17 protein-coding genes and 1 tRNA gene are annotated in these 17,416 nt (G+C 73.4%); 13 read left to right on the top strand and 5 right to left on the bottom strand.

Features of this window, described 5'->3' with window-relative positions; translation table 11 throughout:
- Positions 1-75 precede the first annotated feature (75 nt).
- From ACGF15_RS01430 to ACGF15_RS01410, 5 genes are read left to right on the top strand one after another with little or no spacing between them, the layout of a single operon-like run.
- Positions 76-1,956, top strand: coding sequence for a sensor histidine kinase (locus ACGF15_RS01430; protein ID WP_392796539.1), 1,881 nt, complete (start codon positions 76-78; stop codon positions 1,954-1,956).
- A gap of 7 nt (positions 1,957-1,963) precedes the next feature.
- Complete coding sequence (locus ACGF15_RS01425; protein WP_345608629.1) at positions 1,964-2,398, top strand: roadblock/LC7 domain-containing protein; 435 nt, start codon at positions 1,964-1,966, stop codon at positions 2,396-2,398.
- 1 nt (position 2,399) lies between these two features.
- Positions 2,400-2,771 carry a DUF742 domain-containing protein gene (locus tag ACGF15_RS01420; RefSeq protein WP_345608627.1) on the top strand — a complete coding sequence of 124 codons (372 nt, stop codon included), beginning with the start codon at positions 2,400-2,402 and terminating at the stop codon, positions 2,769-2,771.
- On the top strand, positions 2,749-3,381 hold the full coding sequence (locus ACGF15_RS01415) for an ATP/GTP-binding protein (RefSeq protein ID WP_345608625.1): 633 nt from the start codon (positions 2,749-2,751) through the stop codon (positions 3,379-3,381). Before ACGF15_RS01420 ends, ACGF15_RS01415 begins: the two co-directional genes overlap by 23 nt.
- Complete coding sequence (locus ACGF15_RS01410) at positions 3,378-3,947, top strand: GAF domain-containing protein (RefSeq protein ID WP_345608623.1); 570 nt, start codon at positions 3,378-3,380, stop codon at positions 3,945-3,947. The genes ACGF15_RS01415 and ACGF15_RS01410 overlap by 4 nt, the downstream gene beginning before the upstream one ends.
- A 94-nt stretch (positions 3,948-4,041) precedes the next feature.
- Here the strand turns inward: ACGF15_RS01410 and ACGF15_RS01405 are convergent, their stop codons facing one another.
- Positions 4,042-5,238: an acyl-CoA dehydrogenase family protein gene (locus ACGF15_RS01405; RefSeq protein WP_362611127.1), complete on the bottom strand. Its 1,197-nt coding sequence runs from the start codon at positions 5,236-5,238 to the stop codon at positions 4,042-4,044.
- A 671-nt stretch (positions 5,239-5,909) separates the two neighbouring features.
- Between ACGF15_RS01405 and ACGF15_RS01400 the strand changes: the two genes are divergently transcribed.
- On the top strand, positions 5,910-6,278 hold the full coding sequence (locus tag ACGF15_RS01400; RefSeq protein ID WP_362611125.1) for an MmcQ/YjbR family DNA-binding protein: 369 nt from the start codon (positions 5,910-5,912) through the stop codon (positions 6,276-6,278).
- A 219-nt stretch (positions 6,279-6,497) separates the two neighbouring features.
- Here the strand turns inward: ACGF15_RS01400 and ACGF15_RS01395 are convergent, their stop codons facing one another.
- Together ACGF15_RS01395 and ACGF15_RS01390 are read right to left on the bottom strand one after the other, a co-directional pair.
- Positions 6,498-7,394, bottom strand: a complete 897-nt coding sequence (locus ACGF15_RS01395) for a transketolase (RefSeq protein ID WP_345608617.1) — start codon at positions 7,392-7,394, stop codon at positions 6,498-6,500.
- A gap of 33 nt (positions 7,395-7,427) precedes the next feature.
- Complete coding sequence (locus ACGF15_RS01390) at positions 7,428-8,132, bottom strand: transketolase (protein WP_362611120.1); 705 nt, start codon at positions 8,130-8,132, stop codon at positions 7,428-7,430.
- 138 nt (positions 8,133-8,270) lie between these two features.
- Here ACGF15_RS01390 and ACGF15_RS01385 point away from each other — a divergent pair.
- Positions 8,271-8,344: transfer RNA gene (locus ACGF15_RS01385), tRNA-Pro, on the top strand.
- A gap of 138 nt (positions 8,345-8,482) precedes the next feature.
- On the opposite strand, the gene ACGF15_RS01380 is transcribed toward ACGF15_RS01385, so the two are convergent.
- Entirely contained in the window at positions 8,483-8,968 is a 486-nt protein-coding gene (locus ACGF15_RS01380) for a VOC family protein (RefSeq protein ID WP_392796538.1), read from the bottom strand.
- Between the two features lie 629 nt (positions 8,969-9,597).
- Between ACGF15_RS01380 and ACGF15_RS01375 the strand changes: the two genes are divergently transcribed.
- The 6 genes from ACGF15_RS01375 (at position 9,598) to ACGF15_RS01350 (ending at position 16,040) form a co-directional block, all read left to right on the top strand.
- Positions 9,598-9,861 carry an acyl carrier protein gene (locus tag ACGF15_RS01375; RefSeq protein ID WP_392796537.1) on the top strand — a complete coding sequence of 88 codons (264 nt, stop codon included), beginning with the start codon at positions 9,598-9,600 and terminating at the stop codon, positions 9,859-9,861.
- A 39-nt stretch (positions 9,862-9,900) separates the two neighbouring features.
- Entirely contained in the window at positions 9,901-10,872 is a 972-nt protein-coding gene (locus tag ACGF15_RS01370) for a chlorinating enzyme (RefSeq protein ID WP_345608609.1), read from the top strand.
- A 237-nt stretch (positions 10,873-11,109) separates the two neighbouring features.
- Positions 11,110-11,835 carry an alpha/beta fold hydrolase gene (locus tag ACGF15_RS01365; RefSeq protein ID WP_345608607.1) on the top strand — a complete coding sequence of 242 codons (726 nt, stop codon included), beginning with the start codon at positions 11,110-11,112 and terminating at the stop codon, positions 11,833-11,835.
- A gap of 19 nt (positions 11,836-11,854) precedes the next feature.
- The gene (locus ACGF15_RS01360; RefSeq protein WP_392796536.1) at positions 11,855-13,396 is read left to right on the top strand and encodes an amino acid adenylation domain-containing protein; all 1,542 of its coding nucleotides are present in this window, start codon (positions 11,855-11,857) and stop codon (positions 13,394-13,396) included.
- A 44-nt stretch (positions 13,397-13,440) separates the two neighbouring features.
- The gene (locus tag ACGF15_RS01355; protein WP_392796535.1) at positions 13,441-14,766 is read left to right on the top strand and encodes a cation:proton antiporter; all 1,326 of its coding nucleotides are present in this window, start codon (positions 13,441-13,443) and stop codon (positions 14,764-14,766) included.
- Positions 14,763-16,040 carry a LuxR C-terminal-related transcriptional regulator gene (locus ACGF15_RS01350; protein WP_392796534.1) on the top strand — a complete coding sequence of 426 codons (1,278 nt, stop codon included), beginning with the start codon at positions 14,763-14,765 and terminating at the stop codon, positions 16,038-16,040. Before ACGF15_RS01355 ends, ACGF15_RS01350 begins: the two co-directional genes overlap by 4 nt.
- Here ACGF15_RS01350 and ACGF15_RS01345 read toward each other — a convergent pair.
- Complete coding sequence (locus ACGF15_RS01345; protein ID WP_392796533.1) at positions 15,975-17,405, bottom strand: amidase; 1,431 nt, start codon at positions 17,403-17,405, stop codon at positions 15,975-15,977. The two genes, ACGF15_RS01350 and ACGF15_RS01345, sit on opposite strands and share 66 nt — an antisense overlap.
- Between the last annotated feature and the right edge of the window lie 11 nt (positions 17,406-17,416).

Raw genomic sequence — 17,416 nt, 5'->3', positions numbered from 1 at the left:
TGTGTCCTCGGCCTGCCCCTGCACCGCTCTCCCGCTGTACGCCGATTCCTGGGACCCCACGTACCAAGGACGCCGATGTCTCAACTACGCGCACCCGCCGCGCGGTCCGACCGCCGAGAGGGCGGGCGCCACGGGCGGCCGGGCGCCCGCTCCCTGCCGTCACCGGGGCGGTCGCCCTCCTCGCCGGGACGGCCGGACACCCGCATACGCCCCCAACTGCTGCGTGCGGCCGTCCTGCCGGCCGTGGTCGCCACGCTCAGCGGGGCCGCCGCGGTCACCTTCGTGCTCCAGGCGGCCTCCCCCGAACCCACCTTCACCCTGTGGTTCGTGCTCCTCGGAGCGGCCTCGCTCGCCGCCGCGGCCGTGGTCTCGGCCGCCGTCGGCGCCGAGCGCACCGCCGCCTCCCTGCTCGCCCGTGCCTCCGCGCTGCGCCGGGGCGCCGCCCGCGGCCAGGCCGAACTGCGCACCGCCGTCGACGGGCTGCGCCGCGGCGAGGCCCCGCCCGCCCGCCGCGCCGCCGGGGCCGCGCCCCGCGGCGGGGACGAGTTCGACCTGCTGGCCCATGAGCTCGGCCGCTCCCACCAGGCCGCCCTCGCGGCGGTGGTGCAGGCCTCGCGGCTGTCCAGCAGCGTAGGAAACGAGCAGAAGGTCGAGGTCTTCGTCAACCTGGCCCGGCGTCTGCAGTCCCTCGTCCACCGGGAGATCCAGCTCCTGGACGAGCTGGAGAACGAGGTCGAGGACCCCGAGCTGCTGAAGGGCCTCTTCCACGTCGACCACCTCGCCACCCGCATCCGGCGGCACGCCGAGAACCTGGCGGTGCTCGGCGGCGCCATCTCCCGGCGGCAGTGGTCCAACCCGGTCACCATGACCGAGGTCCTGCGGTCCGCCATCGCCGAGGTGGAGCAGTACCCGAGGGTCAAGCTCGTTCCGCCCATCGACGGCACCCTGCGGGGCCACGCGGTGGCCGACGTGATCCACCTGCTGGCCGAACTCGTCGAGAACGCCACCCTCTTCTCCGCACCGCACACCCAGGTGCTGATGCGCGCCCAGCACGTCACGGCCGGACTCGCGGTCGAGGTCGAGGACCGCGGGCTGGGCATGCCGGCCGAGGAGCAGGAGAGGATGAACGCCCTGCTCACCGACCCCGACCAGGTCAACGTCGGCCATCTGCTCCAGGACGGCCGGATCGGACTGTTCGTCGTCTCGGCCCTGGCGCGCCGCCACGGCATCGCGGTCAGGCTCCAGTCCAACATCTACGGCGGCGTCCAGGCGGTGCTCGTGCTGCCCCAGGGGCTGCTCGGCCCCGACCCCGCCGCGGCCGCCCCGGAGGGGGCCCGGGCGACCGCCGTCGCCTCCGCCGACGCGGCAACCGCCCCCCCGCGGCTCCCGCAGCCGCCCCCCGCCGAACCGCCCGGCGACCGCTTCCACGGCGAGCACGCCCGCGGGACCGGCCACGCGGGCGGCCCTGGGCCGCACCCCGGTCCCGGCCGCGCCGGCCCACCGGCAGGAACCGCCCAGCCGCTGCCCGCGCAGCGGGAGCCCGCCCGGGAGCCCGGGACCGGACCGGACCCCCTCCCCGTGCGCGGGGACTACCGTGACCGCCCGAGTCCGGCGGGAGCCCGCCCCGGAGCCGCGGCGCCCCCGGCCCACCCGGCCCACCCGGCGCCGATGGCGTCCGCGCCCGCCGGGCACCCGGAACCCGATCCGGCGACCGCCCCGGTCCGGGGCGCCGAGGGCCGGCCCCGGCTGCCCCGGCGCCGCAGCCAGGAGCACCTGGTACCGCAGCTGCGCGAGGCCCCGGCGACGCGCCGCGAGGACGAGCACACCCTGCACGACCCGGGCCTGATGGCCGCCTTCCAGCGCGGCATCGTCCTTGCCGAGTCCGCCCACGACACGGCCCGGCCCGCGCCCGCACAGCCCTTACAGCACCGCCACGACCCCACGACCAAGGAGTAGATGCAGCATGGCGAGCGATGTGCCGACCGGTCATGTATCGGACCTCGACTGGCTCCTGACCGGTCTGGTCCAGCGGGTGCCCTACACCCGCAACGCGGTACTGCTCTCCTCCGACGGCCTGGTGAAGTCGGTGCACGGCCTGGACAACGACAGCGCGGACCACATGGCCGCCCTCGCCTCCGGTCTGTACTCGCTGGGGCGCAGTGCAGGGGCCCGCTTCGGCGACGGCGGGGAGGTGCGCCAGGTGGTCGTGGAGCTGGACTCCACGCTGCTGTTCGTCTCCACCGCCGGTTCCGGCACCTGCCTGGCGGTCCTGGCCGGCCGCGAGGCCGACGCGGCCGTCCTCGGGTACGAGATGGCCATGCTCGTCAAGAGCGTGCGCCCGTACCTGACCACCCCCGCCAGGACGGCCGCCGGGGCGTCGAGCACCGTGGGGCAGTGACGTGCCCGCTCCCAAGGAAGGGCCGCTGCTGGACGACGCCGCCGGCCGGCTGATCCGCCCCTACACCGTGAGCGGCGGCCGCACCCGCCCGACGACGGCCCTGGACCTGCTCTCCCTGGTGATGGCGACGGGCTCGGCCCCCCAGGGCCACCTGGGCCCCGAGCACTCCCTCGCGCTCGGACTGTGCCACGGCCCCACCTCGGTCGCCGAGATCTCGGCGCACCTGCGGCTGCCCGCCGTCGTCACCAAGGTGCTCCTCTCGGACCTCGTGGACTGCGGAGCCGTCACGGCCCGGGCTCCGCGTGCGCACGACACACCCACCGACCGTTCACTGCTGGAGGCGGTGCTCGATGGCCTACGACGACGGCTCTGACTCCGGCCCGGCAGCCGGGGACCTCTTCCCGACCGCGCTGAAGATCCTCGTCGCCGGGGGCTTCGGTGTCGGCAAGACCACCTTCGTGGGCGCCGTGAGCGAGATCGACCCGCTCAGCACGGAGGAGCTGCTGACGCAGGTGAGTGTGGGCACGGACCATCTGGACGGGATCGAGGCCAAGCGGACCACCACGGTGGCGATGGACTTCGGCCGGATCACCCTGGACGCCCGCCATGTGCTGTACCTGTTCGGCACCCCGGGGCAGGAGCGCTTCTGGTTCATGTGGGACGAACTCTCCCAGGGGGCGCTCGGCGCGGTGGTCCTGGCGGACACCCGCCGGCTGGAGGACTCCTTCTCCGCCGTGGACTTCTTCGAGCGGCGCGGTATCGGCTTCGTCGTCGCCGTCAACGAGTTCGACGGCGCGTACCGCTACGACCCCGAGGAGGTGCGGGCCGCGATCGACCTCCGGCCCGAGGTGCCGGTGGTGCTGTGCGACGCCCGGATCGCCAGCTCGGGCATCGGCACCCTGGTCACCCTCGTCCAGCATCTGCTCACCCGCACACCCGCCGTCGTACCGGACCCGGCGCCGAGCTATGGAGCACCTTCATGACCTACGACCCCACCGGCCACCTGCTGCTCACCCCGGTCGACAGGGAGGCCCCCGCCCGGGTGCGGCGGCTGCGCCAGCTCGGCTTCGGCGACCGCCCGGACCCGGCCTTCGACTCCTTCGCCCAGAAGCTCGCCGAGGTGACCGGCGCCCCGTACTCGATGGTCAACTTCATCGACGAGAACCAGCAGTTCTTCGCCGGACTGCACACCCCGGGCGGCACCCACACGGGCACCCATGCCGACCCCGGGGGCGGCAGCGGCGGAGTGAGCCGCTTCATGGCCCGGGACCACGGCTACTGCCCCCATGTGGTGGTGCGGCGCAAGGCGCTCGTCCTGGAGGACGTCTGCGACTACCCCCGCTTCGCGGGCAACCCGGTCGTCGACGAGATCGGCATCCGCTCCTACCTGGGGGCGCCCCTGATCGACCGGACGGGCATCGCGCTCGGCACCATCTGCGTGGTGGACACCGAGCCCCGGCCCTGGGGGAGGGCGGGACTGGAGACGATCAAGTCCCTCGCCGCCGAGCTGGTCGGGCAGATCCACCGCCGGGAGGACGGCCGCATCTGAACCGCTCGCCTCACGGGCGGCCCGCGGCCGCCCGTGAGGCAAGCGGGCGCGGCCCCCCGGGGCTCCGCGACCTCGCCTTCCGCCCGGCGGAGCCTCAGCCGGCCGGTGCCAGCCGCACCGCGTCCGAGAGCCGCTCGGACCAGTCGCCCTTCGCCGTGCCGAGGGCGACCTCGGCGAGCCGCAGCAGCTGGATGTCGGAGGTGCCCGCGGGGGCGAACATGTGCAGGGCGTCCCGCATGTACCGCTCGACCGGACGGTCCGTGAAGAGCCCGGCCGCGGCGTGGACCTCCATCGCGTTGCGCGCGGAGTCGATGGCGGACTCCACGTTCACCAGCTTGGCGTTCATCAGCTCGGCGTCGCAGGGCAGGCCCTGGTCGAGCAGATGCACCGCATGGTAGGCGGCCAGCCGGGAGGTCATCAGCCGGGACTGCATCGCACCGAGCTTCAGCTTCACCGAGGGCAGCTCGTGCAGCGGCTTGCCGTAGCGCCGGCGCTGCTCGCAGAAGCGCGTGGTCTCCTCCAGGATCGCGCGGTGCAGGCCGAGGGAGACCGCCGTCAGGTTGGCCCGGCCGTAGAGCACGCTGGAGGAGTACGCGACGGCCAGCCCGTCCCCCTCGTTCCCGAGGCGGCACGAGGCGGGCACCCGGCAGTCCTCGAAGAGGAGTTCGCCGAAGCTGAACCCGTGCAGTCCCATGGTCGGCTGCTGCTCGCCGACGCGGAAACCCGGACGGTCGGACTCCACCAGGAAGGCCGTCAGTCCGCGCGCCCCGGGACCGGTCCGGACGACCACACCGTGCAGATCCCCCACATGGCTGTTTCCCACATACACTTTCCGGCCGTTGAGGACATAGTCCTCGCCGTCCCGGACGGCCGTCGCGGACATCCCGAGTACATGCCCGCCCGATTCCGGCTCGGTCACCGCGATCGTGGGCAGGCAGGCGCCCGCGGCTATCGCCGGAAGCCAGGTCTTCTTCTGCTCGTCACTGCCGAAATGGACAATCTTGGCGACGCCCAGCTGCGAAGCCTGGATCATGGCGCCCATGGCACCGCTGACCCGGGAGAGCTCCTCGATGACGATGGTCTTCGCCAGGTGCCCCAGCGCCGTTCCGCCGTAGTCCTCGCTGATGGTGGCCCCGAGCCAGCCCTGCCGTGCGATCAGCTGCGAGAGGTCGCGGTCCACGACCCTGGCGTCCTCCATGGCCGGAACACGAGGCCTCACCTCCCTCTCGGCGAACTCCCTCACCTGGGCGCGCAGCCGGTGGTGCAGTCGACTGGCGAAGTAACCGTCCATCGCGAGCTCCCCTCCGCGAAACGCCTGTTCGCGCACTTGTGCGAGCAGGTGGTGCGTCGGCAGCGATCCCGTGCCGAACAGGCCGACCACATCAGCCTGTTGAGCGCCGCCCCGAGGGACAAGGTGGATGCCGACTTTGGCCGAAATATGGACCGTTGACGTGTGATTGAGGCCGTGTACCGCGTGGTAGGTCGACGCCCTGCCCCGCACCGGACACTTCCCCTCCGGATGGAGGATGCCACCTGTCGGCCGGTTCCGGTTTCGCTCCGGGTGCCTCCGGCGGCACCCCCGCCCGGCGCGGAGGTGAACGGATGTGGCCTCAGGGAAAGAAGGCAGGATCGATACTGCGCCGGAACGGACCGAAATCCACCGCGTGGTGGCGGAGCGCATCCCGGCGCAGCAGCGCGCGGAGGCGAGGGGGAGCGTGCGCCGCCCGTCCGGGCAGCAGGGGGCGCGCGCGTCCCGCGCGCAGGAAACCGCGCGCCCCGTTGGGCGCTCGGCTCGGGGAGCACGGCCGGCGAGCGGGATGCCCGCGGGCCCGGGCACCCTGCCGGGCGCCGCTCCCCGGCGCCGCATCCGGGCCCGCGGTGCCGGGCGGACGGCCGGAGGGGAGGCCCCGCGCGGGCCCCGTGTCCCGCGCGGGTGTCCGTGCCGGGCGCTAGCGTCGGCGCATGGCCACCGCTGACGACGTTCGCAGAATCGCGCTCGCCCTGCCCGGCGCGCAGGAGAAGCTCGCCTGGGGCATGCCCACCTTCCGGCTGGAGGCCCGCGGCCGGATCTTCGCCTCGCTGGACCGGGACGACCTGGCGATGGGCGTCAAGTGCCCCAAGGAGGACCGCGAGGAGCTCATCGCGGCCGAGCCGGGGAAGTTCTTCCTCCGCAAGGGCCACGACGACGCCTTCGCGTGGATCCGGGTGCGGCTCGCCGCCCTCGACGACGAGGAGGAGCTGCGGGCGATCCTGGTGGACTCCTGGCGCCAGGCCGCGCCCCGCGCCCTCCTCGACGCCCACCCCGACCTGGCGGCGGGGCCCGGGGACTGAAGGCCGCGCGGCCCGCTCGCGCCGCTCCCCGTGCCCGTTCCCCGTGCCCGTTCCCCGGTGCCGGTGCCCGTTCCCCGGGGCCGGTGGTCCCGCGCCCGGCCCCGCGCCCGGCCCGGCGCCCGTCCGGCCGCTCGGCGTCCGCCACCCTCGGCACCTCGCGTGGGCGCCGCCCACCCAGCCCCTGCGCCCCAGGTCCGCTGTCCCGGTCCGCGGCCCCGGTCAGCGTCCTGCGAAGGCCTCGATCCGGCGTCGCAGCCCGCGGGGGTCGAGCCCGTGTGCCGCGAGGTGCTCGGCCATCGTTCCGTAGCGCCGCAGCTCGCGTCGCGGCACCCCGAGCCCCAGCACCCGGTGCGGCACGTCCGCCAGCGCGTCGTTCGCCGCCGCCGTGGAGGTCCCCTCCAGATAGGGCTCGACCAGCACCACGTCGGCCGTCCTCCGTCCGGCGGTCGCGGCCCGCAGGGCCGCACCGTCGAAGGGACGCACGGTCGCGGCGTAGAGCACCGCGGCATCCGTTCCCTCGGTCGCGGCCAGCACCCCGTCCAGCATCGGGCCGACCGCGACGACCACCGGCCCCCGTCCGGCGCGCACCGTGGTGAAACCGCCGCCGACCTCCATCGCCGCGGCGTTGGACTGGAGGGAGAGCCGCACGTACACCCGGTCCTCGCCCGCGGCGGCCGCCCGCAGCAGGGCCTCCGCCTCGTCCGGGTGCCCCGGGACGTGCACGGTCCAGCCGTCGAGGGTGTCCAGGAGCGCCACGTCCCCCGGGGCCATGTGTGTGAAGCCGCCCGCGGGCCAGTCGTAGGACCCGCCGGCACTCACCAGGACCCCGCCCACGCCCTGGTGGCCCAGGTCCAGCTTCACCTGCTCGAACGGGCGCTCCACCAGGAAGCTGGCGAAGGTGTGCATGAGGGGCCGCATCCCCGTGAGGGCCAGACCGCCGCCCACGCCGACCAGCAGCTGCTCGCGGATCCCCACGTTGATCACCCGGTCGGGGTGGCGGCGGGCGGCCTGGTCGAAGCCGTCGCGGCTGATCTCGGCCAGCACGAGGGCCAGGCCGGGGTCCTCGTCCAGCAGTCGGGTGGTGGTCGAGATGAAGCGGTCGCGCATCGTGTCCATGAGCGGTTCTCCGATGGTGGTGCAGGGGTGGATTCAGGCGTTCTTGGGCTCGACCCGGGCGACGACCGCGCGGGGGCGCCCCGGGTGGGGCGCGGTGAAGGCCCGGTACAGGGCCTCGTGGTCCCGCCCGTCGACGGTCTCCGCGGACCAGCCCGCGGCGACGAAGCGCGAGGCGATGCCGCCCGGCCAGCCCGGGGTGGCGGAGGCGTTGTCGATCACCAGCGTGTGCAGGGACTCCAGGCCCTCCGGGCCCGCGTAGGCGAGGGCCTCGTGGTTGCTCCCCTCGTCCAGCTCGGCGTCCCCGATCAGCACCCACACCCGGGGCTCGGTCAGCCCCTGCGCCCGCAGACCGAGCGCGGTCCCCACGGCGAGCGGCAGGCCGTGCCCGAGCGAGCCGCTGCCGATCTCCACGCCCGGCACCAGGGTCCGGTCCGGGTGGTGGCCGAGCGGGGAGCCGTAGGAGCCGAAGCCCGGCAGCCATTCCTCCGGGACGAACCCCTTGGCGGCGAGGACCGCGTAGTAGGCCATCGGGCCGTGGCCCTTGGAGAGCAGGAACCGGTCGCGCCCGGGGGAGTCGGCCGTGTGCGGCGACACGCGCAGCACGCGGTCGTAGAGCACCCACAGGGCGTCGAGGGTGGAGGTGGCGGCGGGCCCGTGCTTCTCGTCGCCGGTCATCAGGGCCATCAGCCGGCCGACGTCCCGGAGGCCGGCCGCGGAGCCGTTGTGTGTCGTGGTCATGAGCCCCACCGTGCAACCTCAAGTGAACTTGAGGTCAAATGTCCGCCTGCCGGAGAACGGGTTCGTGACCACCCGGTCGAGTGCGGTATGGTTCTCGTGCACGTTCGGCCGGGGGAAACCCCAGGTCACAACGGGCATCGGGACGTGGCGCAGCTTGGTAGCGCACTTGACTGGGGGTCAAGGGGTCGCAGGTTCAAATCCTGTCGTCCCGACGGGAGCTTTCTCCGTCCTTGCAGGTCAGGGTCTTGTTTCACTGTGGTGAGACAAGACCCTTGATCGTTTCAGGGGTTCTCGTCCCACAATGCTTCACGCACCGCACTGGTGGGCAGCGACTCCGGGATCAAGAACCGTCACGAGGCGGCGTCTGCCAGTCGCGGGCGGTCGTAGGTGCCGACCACACTGCCGTCGGCACTGTAGGACACGCCCTGAAAGCCCAACGACACGTCGTCCGGTACATGCCGAAACCGCAGAATGATCCCGTCCGGGTCGGTCACGTCCACGAAGGTCCCGTCCGGGTCGGTCACCGGCCCTCGCGGGCTCAGCGCCATATCGCGCAGGCGTTCAGCCGTGTTCTCGACGGATGCATGTGATGGGGCCGCGAGTACCACGGGGCGCGTGCCCCGCAGATCCTGCACCCCTGGGGCGGTGCCCTTGTCCTGGAGGACGAACACGAAGTTCGCGTCGGTGTCGAGCAGCACCACGCCCCAGAGGGCGCCGTCAACGGCGAACTCCCTGATGACGGTGAGACCGAGTACGTCGCGATACCAGCGAGTGCTGCGTGCGAGGTCGCTGACCAGGATGGTCACCGCCGCAATGCCGGAGACGCCGACTCCCATGTGCTCCTCCTCAACCGCGGCGGCCGCCGACGGCCGGGCTCTGACGGAACCTTGGTCAATGCGGCACAGCGTGACCCGACCCGTCGCCCCGAGCGCTCGATTGCGCCACTCGGTGGTATGTCGCAGGCCGGGCTCCCGTGATCGTCCGGAAGGCGGGCGCGCCGCCAAGCCGACCGTCCGGATTCACGTGCTGGGCGCCGGCTTCTTCCGGGGGTGCGGATACCGCCGGGTGGCGGAGGGAGGCGTGGCCGGCGATCTTGCGGAGGGCGTGCACCCGGACCCAGGCGTCGTCGAACCGGATCGCTCCGGTGTGCCGGCCTGGCGGCGCACGGCCCCGCCGAGGTGGCGATCCGCCGGTCCGGCGCGGTCGGCCGGGACGGTGGAACTCCCGCCCGGCAGAAAACCGCACCATGCTCCTGGCGTATTCTCCTGGCGTATCCTCGCCGGGCATACCCCCCAAGTATCCGGCATTACCGCCCTCGTCCCCGTGGTCATAGGGTGAGGCGTGCAGCAAGCCATATGCATGTGCCTGGCCCTGTGCAACGTGTTCGGCGACCCTCCGGTCCGAGACTGATTTCCGTCATGGGCCGTAGGGCCGTACGGGACCCTATGAGAGGAGTACGGAGGCAATGCCCGCTTCCATTCCCGAGGGCGTGCACGAACTTGAGAAGCTGCTCGTCGAATGGGTGGGCGAGTTCGTCGAGAATCCGGAGGTTTCCCCCGAGGACAACTTCCTGGACCTCGGCGGTCACTCGCTCCTCGCCATGAACCTCAACACGCGTTTCCAACAGCGCTTCGGACATGAACTGGACGTGAAGGTCCTGTTCGAGGAGTCGCTCGGCAGTGCGATCGCGGAACTGCATGCGCGGATGGCCGGACAGGCCGTCGCGTAATTCGCTCACCCAGCATTCGGACCGACCACCGGAGTAGCCGTGAATGACCGCACCGCCGATTTCCGACTGACCCCCGAAGAGCTCGCCCTGTTCGAGGAGCAGGGCTTCATCGGCCCCATCAAGGTGTATGAACCCGAGGAGATGGAGAAGCGCTGGATCCAGATACGCCGAGCCATTCCGGACCGTTCGCGGGCGATTTACCCGGAAGACGCGCTGGGTGCGGTGACCAACCTCTCCAACTACGACCGGCACCTCGATATCGATCTGCTCAGCGAGCACATCATGCAGCGGGCGATCGTCGAGCGGGTGGCCTCCGTCCTCGGCCCGGACCTGCTGTGCTGGCGCACCGAGTTCTTCCCGAAGTACCAGGGCGACGAGGGCACCGACTGGCACCAGGCGTCGACGTTCGCCCACTCCAGCGGCCGCCCCCAGATCCGGTGGCCCGCGCAGAACAACGCGCCGGCGTTCGGTGGCACGATCACCGCCTGGACCGCGTTCACCCACTCCACCCGCGAGAACGGCTGCCTCCAGCTCATGCCGGGCACGCACCGGGTGATGAACTACGACGAGTCCCTCGGCATGTCCTACAACCCGGACACGATCAACAAGCGGGAGAAGGACAGCGTCCGGCGCGGCTTCTTCGGCTACGACTACCGCGAACTCCAGAAGGACCCCGACTGGCGCCCCGACGAGTCCAAGGCGTTCTCCCTCGTCATGCAGCCCGGCGAGTGCGTGATCTTCTGGTCCACCCTGATGCACGGTTCGCTGCCGCACACCGGCAGCAGGAAGGACTACCGCATGGGGTTCGCGACCCGCTACGTGCCGACCCAGGTCGAGGTCTACCCGGACCTCGACGACGTGTCCGAGTACGGGGGCACCATCCCGCTGGACGACTTCGCCTCCGTGCTCGTCGCCGGCAAGGACGAGTACGGCCACAACACGCTCACCGACCGGAACCGGCGCGGCCGCAGGTTCAGCCCGTGGGACTTCCGGGAGGCCTACAGCGGCTGACCGCCCCGGACCCGTGCCGGCGGCGGCACGGGCCGTGCGAGCCCGGCCCGCCGGCCGGTCCCGCAGCACGTGGCCGACGGCGACCGGACGGGGCGCGGTGACGCGGCGACCCACCGCCCCGCCACCGCGGCCCCTGGCGTGGCGGGCGCCCCTGCGGTGCCGCCCACACGCGCCCGGCCCGTGCCCGTGTCCCCTCCGGTCGTGCTGCTCCGCCCCCACCTTGAGGAAGGCGCACCGATGACCGTGCTCGCCCTGCTCCACCACGCCGGAGGCTCGGCGGCCGTGTTCCGCCGGCTGGTCCGACTGCTGCCCGACTCCATCCGGCCCGTGGCGGCCGAGCTGCCCGGCCGGGGCCGCCGCTGGCGGGAGCCCGCCGCCCACACCGCGCAGGAGGCTGTCCGGGATCTGGCCGACCTGCTCGCCGCGGAGGTGCGACCCGACGAGGAGCTGTCCGTCTTCGGCCACAGCATGGGCGCCTACCTCGGACTCGGCGTGGCAGCGGACCTGGAACGGCGCGGCGGACCGCGCTGCCAGACGCTCTTCGCCTCCGCCAACCTGGCCCCGCAGCTCGGCTCCCCGCTGTTCCCCGACGGCACCGCCGCCGCGTCCGACGAGGAAGTGCTGGCCTGCGCCGCCCGGTTCGACGCGCTGGACGAACGGCTGATCGGCCACCCCCACATCGCCGGTCGTGCCGTGGCCCTGCTGCGGTCCGACTTCGACGTCTGCGATTCCTTCGTCCGCACCATGTCCCGGACCGTGACCGAGAGCCGTATCGTCGTCTGCCGCGGGAGGCAGGACGCCTTCGGCGACGAGCAGACCGACCCGTGGCGGCTGCGCAGCGTCCAGCCGCTCACCACCCTCACGTTCCCCGGCGGCCACCTCTACCTGGAGGGGGCCGGGGCCGAACCGCTCGCGGCGGCGATCGCCTCGGTCATGGGCGAACCGGCGCAGTCCCGAACCTGATCCGGCCTGGGAGCCCCCGATGAACGAGGCAGTGAGTTCCAGCGGCAACCCCCCTCTCGCCCACGAACTGTTCGAGGCGCGGCGCAGCTCCCGTCCCGAGCGGCCCGCCGTGCTGTGGGGCGAACGGTCCCTCAGCTACGAGGAGTTGGGGCGCGAGGCGGACCGGCTCGCCCACGCGCTGCGGCTGGCGGGCGTCATCGGGCAGCCCGTCGGGGTGTTCTTCGAGCGGGGCTTCTCCATCGCCGTCGCGGTACTCGGCGTGCTCAAGGCCGGCTGCGCCTACGTGCCGCTCGATCCCGCCTACCCCGACGAACGGCTCGCAGCCATGGTGCACGACAGCGGTGCGCGGGTCCTGCTGACCGAGAGGGCGCTCCTGGACCGCATCCCGCTGCCGGACGGCACCCGTGCCCTCCTCCTGGAGGACGCCCTGTCCGCCGCCGGGGACGCGCCCCCGGCGGCGGCGCCGGAGATCGGCCCGGACTCCCTCGCGTACGTCATCTACACGTCCGGGTCCAGCGGGGTGCCCAAGGGTGTGGCCATGCCCCACGGTCCGCTCGCCAACCTGATCGCATGGCAGTGCGCGCACTCCGCCTGCGGCACCGGCGACCGGACCCTCCAGTTCTCCGCGCTCAGCTTCGACGTCTCCTTCCAGGAGATGTTCAGCACCTGGGCGTCCGGCGGGACCCTGGTGGTGGCCGACGACACGACCCGCCGGAGCTGGCAGGCCCTCGTCGACCTGCTGAACGGCGCCTCGGTGCGGCGCATGTTCCTGCCGTTCGTCGCGCTCCAGTCGATCGCCGCGCACGCCGCCTCGGTCGGTGTGTGGCCGGCCTCCCTCCGCGAGGTCGTCACGGCCGGCGAACAGCTCCAGGTCACCCCCGCCGTGCGTGCCCTCTTCCGGCAGCTGGACGGAGCGGTGCTGGTCAACCAGTACGGCCCCTCCGAGACCCATGTGGTGACCTCGCTCGAACTCCGCGGGGACCCGGACGGCTGGCCCGACCGGCCCGGCATCGGCCGGCCCATCGCCAACGCCGAGGCGTACGTCCTCGACGAGCGGCTGCGGCCGCGGCAGCCCGGCACACCGGGGGAGCTGTGCATCGGCGGCCCCGTGCTGGCCCAGGGCTACCTGGGGATGCCCGAGGCGACCGCCGCACGGTTCCGGAACGTCCCCGGACTGGCCGGCGGCAGGCGGATCTACCGCACGGGCGACCTGGTCGAACTCCGGCCGGACGGCATCCTGCACTTCCTCGGCCGGCTGGACGACCAGGTGAAGATCCGGGGCCACCGGGTGGAGACGGGAGAGGTCGAGGCGCACCTGCGGACCCTGCCGGAGGTCGCCGACGCGGTGGTGGTCGTGCGGGAGGGGCCCGGCGGCGTCAAGCAGCTGGTGGCGTTCTGCGTCCCGGCGCGCGGCGCCGAGGTGGCGGCGTCCGCGGTCCGGCGGAGCCTGTCCGTACGGCTGCCCGACCACATGATCCCCTCGTCGGTCCGCCCCCTGCCCGCGCTGCCGCTCACCTCCAGCGGCAAGGTCGACCGCAGGGCGCTGGCGCGGCGTCTGTGACCACCGCCCGCTCCCCTTTCTCCGGAGAAGGAATGAGGACAAGCATGACGACGCACGGTCCGGTCCTCGGCGCGGAGGAGAGCGCAGCTGTCACCGGAACCGTCCTGGTGGGGCTGGCCCTGGTACTGATCGCCGCGTTCCTGTTCTCCGCCGCGGCCAAACGGGTCCGCCAGCCCGCGGTGATGGGCGAGATCGTCGCCGGAATAGCCCTGGGGCCGAGTCTGCTGGGGCTGCTGCCCGGCGATCTGCCCGGGCTGCTGTTCCCCCCGGAGGCCCGCCCCTATCTGGAGGTCCTCGCCCAACTGGGCCTGGTGCTCTTCATGTTCGGGGTCGGCTACCAGCTGAGCCTGTCGCATGTGAAGGGCGTCGGACGGCATATCGCCCTGGTGTCGTTCAGCTCGGTGGCGCTGCCGTTCGTCATGGGGGCCGCACTCGCCGTCCTGCTCCACCCGTGGCTCGACAGGTCCCAGCTGAAGACGGACGGGATGCTCGGCCCGGCGCTGTTCCTCGGCGCCGCGATGTCCATCACCGCCTTCCCCGTACTCGCCCGGATCATCGTCGAACGGGGTCTGCAGAAGCACCGGGTGGGCGCGATGGCCCTGGTCAGCGCCGCCATCCAGGACGTGATCGCCTGGACCGTGCTGGCCGCGGTCGTCACCGTCGTCAGCGTCAGCGGCCTGTGGTCGCTCGGCCGGACCGTCGGCGGCGCCCTGGCCTTCGGGCTCCTGCTGCTCCTCGTGGTGCGGCCGGCCCTGGCCTGGCTGCTGGCCCCGCAGCGGCCCTGGGCCGGCAACGCGCCGACCGTCCACGTCGTGCTCTGCTCGGGGCTGCTGGCCAGCGCGTGGATCACCGACGAGATCGGCCTGCACGCGGTGTTCGGGGCCTTCCTGTTCGGGGCCGTCGCGCCCCGCCGCCACATCGACGCGACCGCCCCCGAGGTGCCGGAGCGCATCGACCAGACGAGCCTGCTGCTGCTCCCGGTGTTCTTCACCGTCACGGGGCTCTCGGTGGACCTCGCCGGTCTCGGCCCGCAGGGGGTCGTCATGGTCCTGGCGACCGTCGCGGTGGCGTGCGCCGGAAAGTTCCTCGGCGCCATGGGCGCCGCCCGGCTCTGCGGCTCCGGCGGCCGCGAGTCCACCGTGCTGGGCATCCTGCTCAACGCCCGCGGACTGACCGAACTCGTCGTCCTCAACGTGGGGCTGGGCCTGGGGGCGCTCGACAGCCGGCTGTTCACCGCGATGGTCGTGATGGCCCTGCTCACCACCCTGATGACCGGCCCCCTGCTGAGCCGCTTCCCGCTCGACGCCGAGCCGGTCCCGGCGCCCGCGTCGCGACCCGTGAAGCACGCCGGAAAGGACGCCGCCCGATGACCGGAACGACCACGAGGCAGCAGCCGGCGTCCTCGCCCGCCACGCGGGCCACGCCCCCCGACCCCGTCCGGCCGCGGCTGCCGCTGCGCGGCCGTGAGGAGGAACTGGCCCGCGTCCGGCGGGCCCTGGAGTTCGGCGCCGACGGCGGCTGCGCCCTTGTGACGGTCGAGGGCCCGCCCGGCTCCGGGCGGACACGGTTCCTCGACGAGTGCGCGGGCCTGGCGCAGCGGCTCGGCTATGTGACGGGCTCCCGGTCGGGGCACCCGGGCCCGGCCGGCCGGCCCCGGCTGATCGTCCTGCACGACCCGCACTTCCCGGCGGTGGAGCCGGGCGGGGCCCTGCTCGCCCGTCGGCACGCCCCGTACGGCGATCGGGCGCTGGTCCGGCTGGTGGCGTACCGGCAGGGCGCCGGGCCGGGGGCCGCCGGCCCGCCGGCCGGCTGGCCCACCGCGCACACCGAGCGGATCCGCCTGGCGGAGCTTCGCGCCCCGGCCGCCCTCCAGATCGCCGCCGACCTGCTGGGGGTACCGCCCTCCGCTCCGCTGGCCCGCGTCCTGCGGGGCGCGGGCGGGCACCCGAAGCTGCTGGTGGAGCTGGTGGAGGGGATGCGCGAGGAGCAGTCGCTCCGGGTGGGGGCCCATGAGGCCCAACTGGTCGAGGACCGCATCCCCCAGCGGCTGCGGGCGCTCCTGCAGTCGATGCTCCTGGACCTCCCCGACGAGTGCCGCCAGCTGCTGAGGGTGGCTGCCGTCCTCGGGCGGGAGAGCACGGTCGACGACCTGCTGCCGATCCTCCAGGTGCCGCCGTCCGCCCTGCTGCTCGTCCTCGACCGGTTGATCGGCACCGGCATGCTGGCGGTCGGCAGCACCCGGGTCCGCTTCCCCAACGAGCTGCTGTGGCGGCTCGTCGTCGACTCGGTGCCGGTCCCGCTGCGGCAGGCGCTGCGCCGCCAGGCGGCCGACTGCCGCCAGGTCCCGAGCCCGGCGGCCCGGCCGGAACCGCCCGCCGGGCCGCCGGAGCTCAACGGCCGGGAGAACCGGATCGTCCAGCTGGTCGCGGAGGGGCTGACCAACAAGCAGATGGCCCGGCGGCTGGGAATCTCGCCCCACACCGTCAACTACCACCTGAAGAAGCTGTTCCAGAAGACCGGAGTCAACTCCCGCATCGCCCTGCTGCGGGAGACGGGCTGGAACGACCCGTCCGAGGAGTCACCCGAGCCGGGGCCGCGTGTGCGCCCACGGCCGGGCGCGTTCGAAGGCGGCGGCCAGCTCTAGCAGCCGGTCCTCGGCCCCGGGCGCGCCGACCAGCTGGACGCCCACCGGCAGGTCCCCCGAGGCCACCCCGGCGGGCACCGAGAGCGCCGGCTGGCCGGTGATGTTGAAGGGGTAGGTGAAGGCCAGCCAGTCGGCGTACTCGCGCCACCGCTCCTCGAACCCCGTGCCCTCGGGGGCCTTCCCGAGTTCGGGCGGGAGCACGGTGAGTGTGGGGGTGAGCAGGACGTCGTACCGGGTCCAGAAGCCCAGCACCTCGGCCGCCCGCCGCTGGGCGGCCGCCAGGGCGGCGCAGTAGTCGACCGCGCGGAGCCGCTCGCCGTGCAGGGCGATGTCGAGGCTCGTCGACTCCAACCGGGACAGCCGGCCGGGCGGTACGCCGCGGACCGTCGCGGCCGTGTTCGCGGCGATGACGGTCAGCAGCGGGTCCAGGAGTCCGCCGAGGTCGGGGGAGTCCTCGACCAGCTCCACGTCCAGCTCGCCGAAGGCCGACACCGCTTCGTCGAACACCTCCCGTACCGCGGGGACGACCCTGCCGTGCGGCGGTGTGCACGTGTGGGCCACGCGCAGCCTCCGCGGCGGCCGCGCCCCGGGGGCGAGGAAGGGGGCGGAGCGCGCGGGCAGCCCGTACGGTTCCCCGACCGACGGGCCCGCCATCACGTCGAGCATCAGAGCGGTGTCGCCGACCGTGCGGGCGATCGGGCCGTTGCTGACGTAGCCCGCCCACTGCTCCTGCGAGGCAGGCGCCCAGGGGACCCGGCCGCGGGTGGGTTTGAGGCCCACGGTGCCGCAGGCGGACGCGGGGGCCCGCACGGAGCCGGCACCGTCGGCGGCCAGGGCGATCGGGCCGATGCCGGCGGCCACGGCGGCGGCCGCGCCGCCGCTGGAGCCCGCCGGGCTGTGCGCGGTGTTCCACGGGTTGCGGGTGGGCGGGAAGGCCCGGTTGTCCGTCGTGATCCGCAGCCCGAACTCCGGCATGTTGGTGCTGCCGACGAGGATGCCGCCCGCCCGGCGCAGCCGGGCGACCACCTCGCTGTCGAAGCCGGGCCGGTGGGCGGTGAAGGGCTGCGAGCCGTAGGCGGTCGGCAGGTGGGCCGACTCGTTGGCGTCCTTGACGGTGAACGGGACCCCGTGCAGCGGCCCCCGTTCCTCCGGCGGCAGGGCGTCCGCGGCACGGGCGTCGGCGAGCGCGCCCTGAGCCCGTACGGCGATCACCGCGTTCAGCCGGGGGTTCACCTTCTCCAGGCGGCCGAGGACCGCTTCGGTGACCTCCAGGGCGGACAGTTCCCCGGCGCGGATCAGGTCGCGCAGTGCGCAGGCGGGCAGGAACTCCGGGGAACCGGCGGGCGTGCGGGACGGTGATGTCATCGGAGGGTGCT

The sequence above is a fragment of the Streptomyces sp. NPDC048001 genome, assembly GCF_043203115.1.
GTDB lineage: Bacteria > Actinomycetota > Actinomycetes > Streptomycetales > Streptomycetaceae > Streptomyces > Streptomyces sanyensis.
Note: the sequence above shows the minus strand (reverse complement) of the source record. Positions and strands in the feature narration are given on the sequence as shown.

Bases quoted from the DNA above. Each gene is read 5' to 3' on its own strand.
- ACGF15_RS01380 (WP_392796538.1), bottom strand. From the start codon at position 8,968: ATGGGAGTCGGCGTCTCCGGCATTGCGGCGGTGACCATCCTGGTCAGC.
- ACGF15_RS01430 (WP_392796539.1), top strand. From the start codon at position 76: ATGTCTCAACTACGCGCACCCGCCGCGCGGTCCGACCGCCGAGAGGGC.
- ACGF15_RS01395 (WP_345608617.1), bottom strand. From the start codon at position 7,394: ATGGACACGATGCGCGACCGCTTCATCTCGACCACCACCCGACTGCTG.
- ACGF15_RS01415 (WP_345608625.1), top strand. From the start codon at position 2,749: ATGGCCTACGACGACGGCTCTGACTCCGGCCCGGCAGCCGGGGACCTC.
- ACGF15_RS01345 (WP_392796533.1), bottom strand. From the start codon at position 17,405: ATGACATCACCGTCCCGCACGCCCGCCGGTTCCCCGGAGTTCCTGCCC.
- ACGF15_RS01375 (WP_392796537.1), top strand. From the start codon at position 9,598: ATGCCCGCTTCCATTCCCGAGGGCGTGCACGAACTTGAGAAGCTGCTC.
- ACGF15_RS01400 (WP_362611125.1), top strand. From the start codon at position 5,910: ATGGCCACCGCTGACGACGTTCGCAGAATCGCGCTCGCCCTGCCCGGC.
- ACGF15_RS01410 (WP_345608623.1), top strand. From the start codon at position 3,378: ATGACCTACGACCCCACCGGCCACCTGCTGCTCACCCCGGTCGACAGG.
- ACGF15_RS01365 (WP_345608607.1), top strand. From the start codon at position 11,110: ATGACCGTGCTCGCCCTGCTCCACCACGCCGGAGGCTCGGCGGCCGTG.
- ACGF15_RS01425 (WP_345608629.1), top strand. From the start codon at position 1,964: ATGGCGAGCGATGTGCCGACCGGTCATGTATCGGACCTCGACTGGCTC.
- ACGF15_RS01355 (WP_392796535.1), top strand. From the start codon at position 13,441: ATGACGACGCACGGTCCGGTCCTCGGCGCGGAGGAGAGCGCAGCTGTC.
- ACGF15_RS01405 (WP_362611127.1), bottom strand. From the start codon at position 5,238: ATGGACGGTTACTTCGCCAGTCGACTGCACCACCGGCTGCGCGCCCAG.
- ACGF15_RS01360 (WP_392796536.1), top strand. From the start codon at position 11,855: ATGAACGAGGCAGTGAGTTCCAGCGGCAACCCCCCTCTCGCCCACGAA.
- ACGF15_RS01390 (WP_362611120.1), bottom strand. From the start codon at position 8,132: ATGACCACGACACACAACGGCTCCGCGGCCGGCCTCCGGGACGTCGGC.
- ACGF15_RS01350 (WP_392796534.1), top strand. From the start codon at position 14,763: ATGACCGGAACGACCACGAGGCAGCAGCCGGCGTCCTCGCCCGCCACG.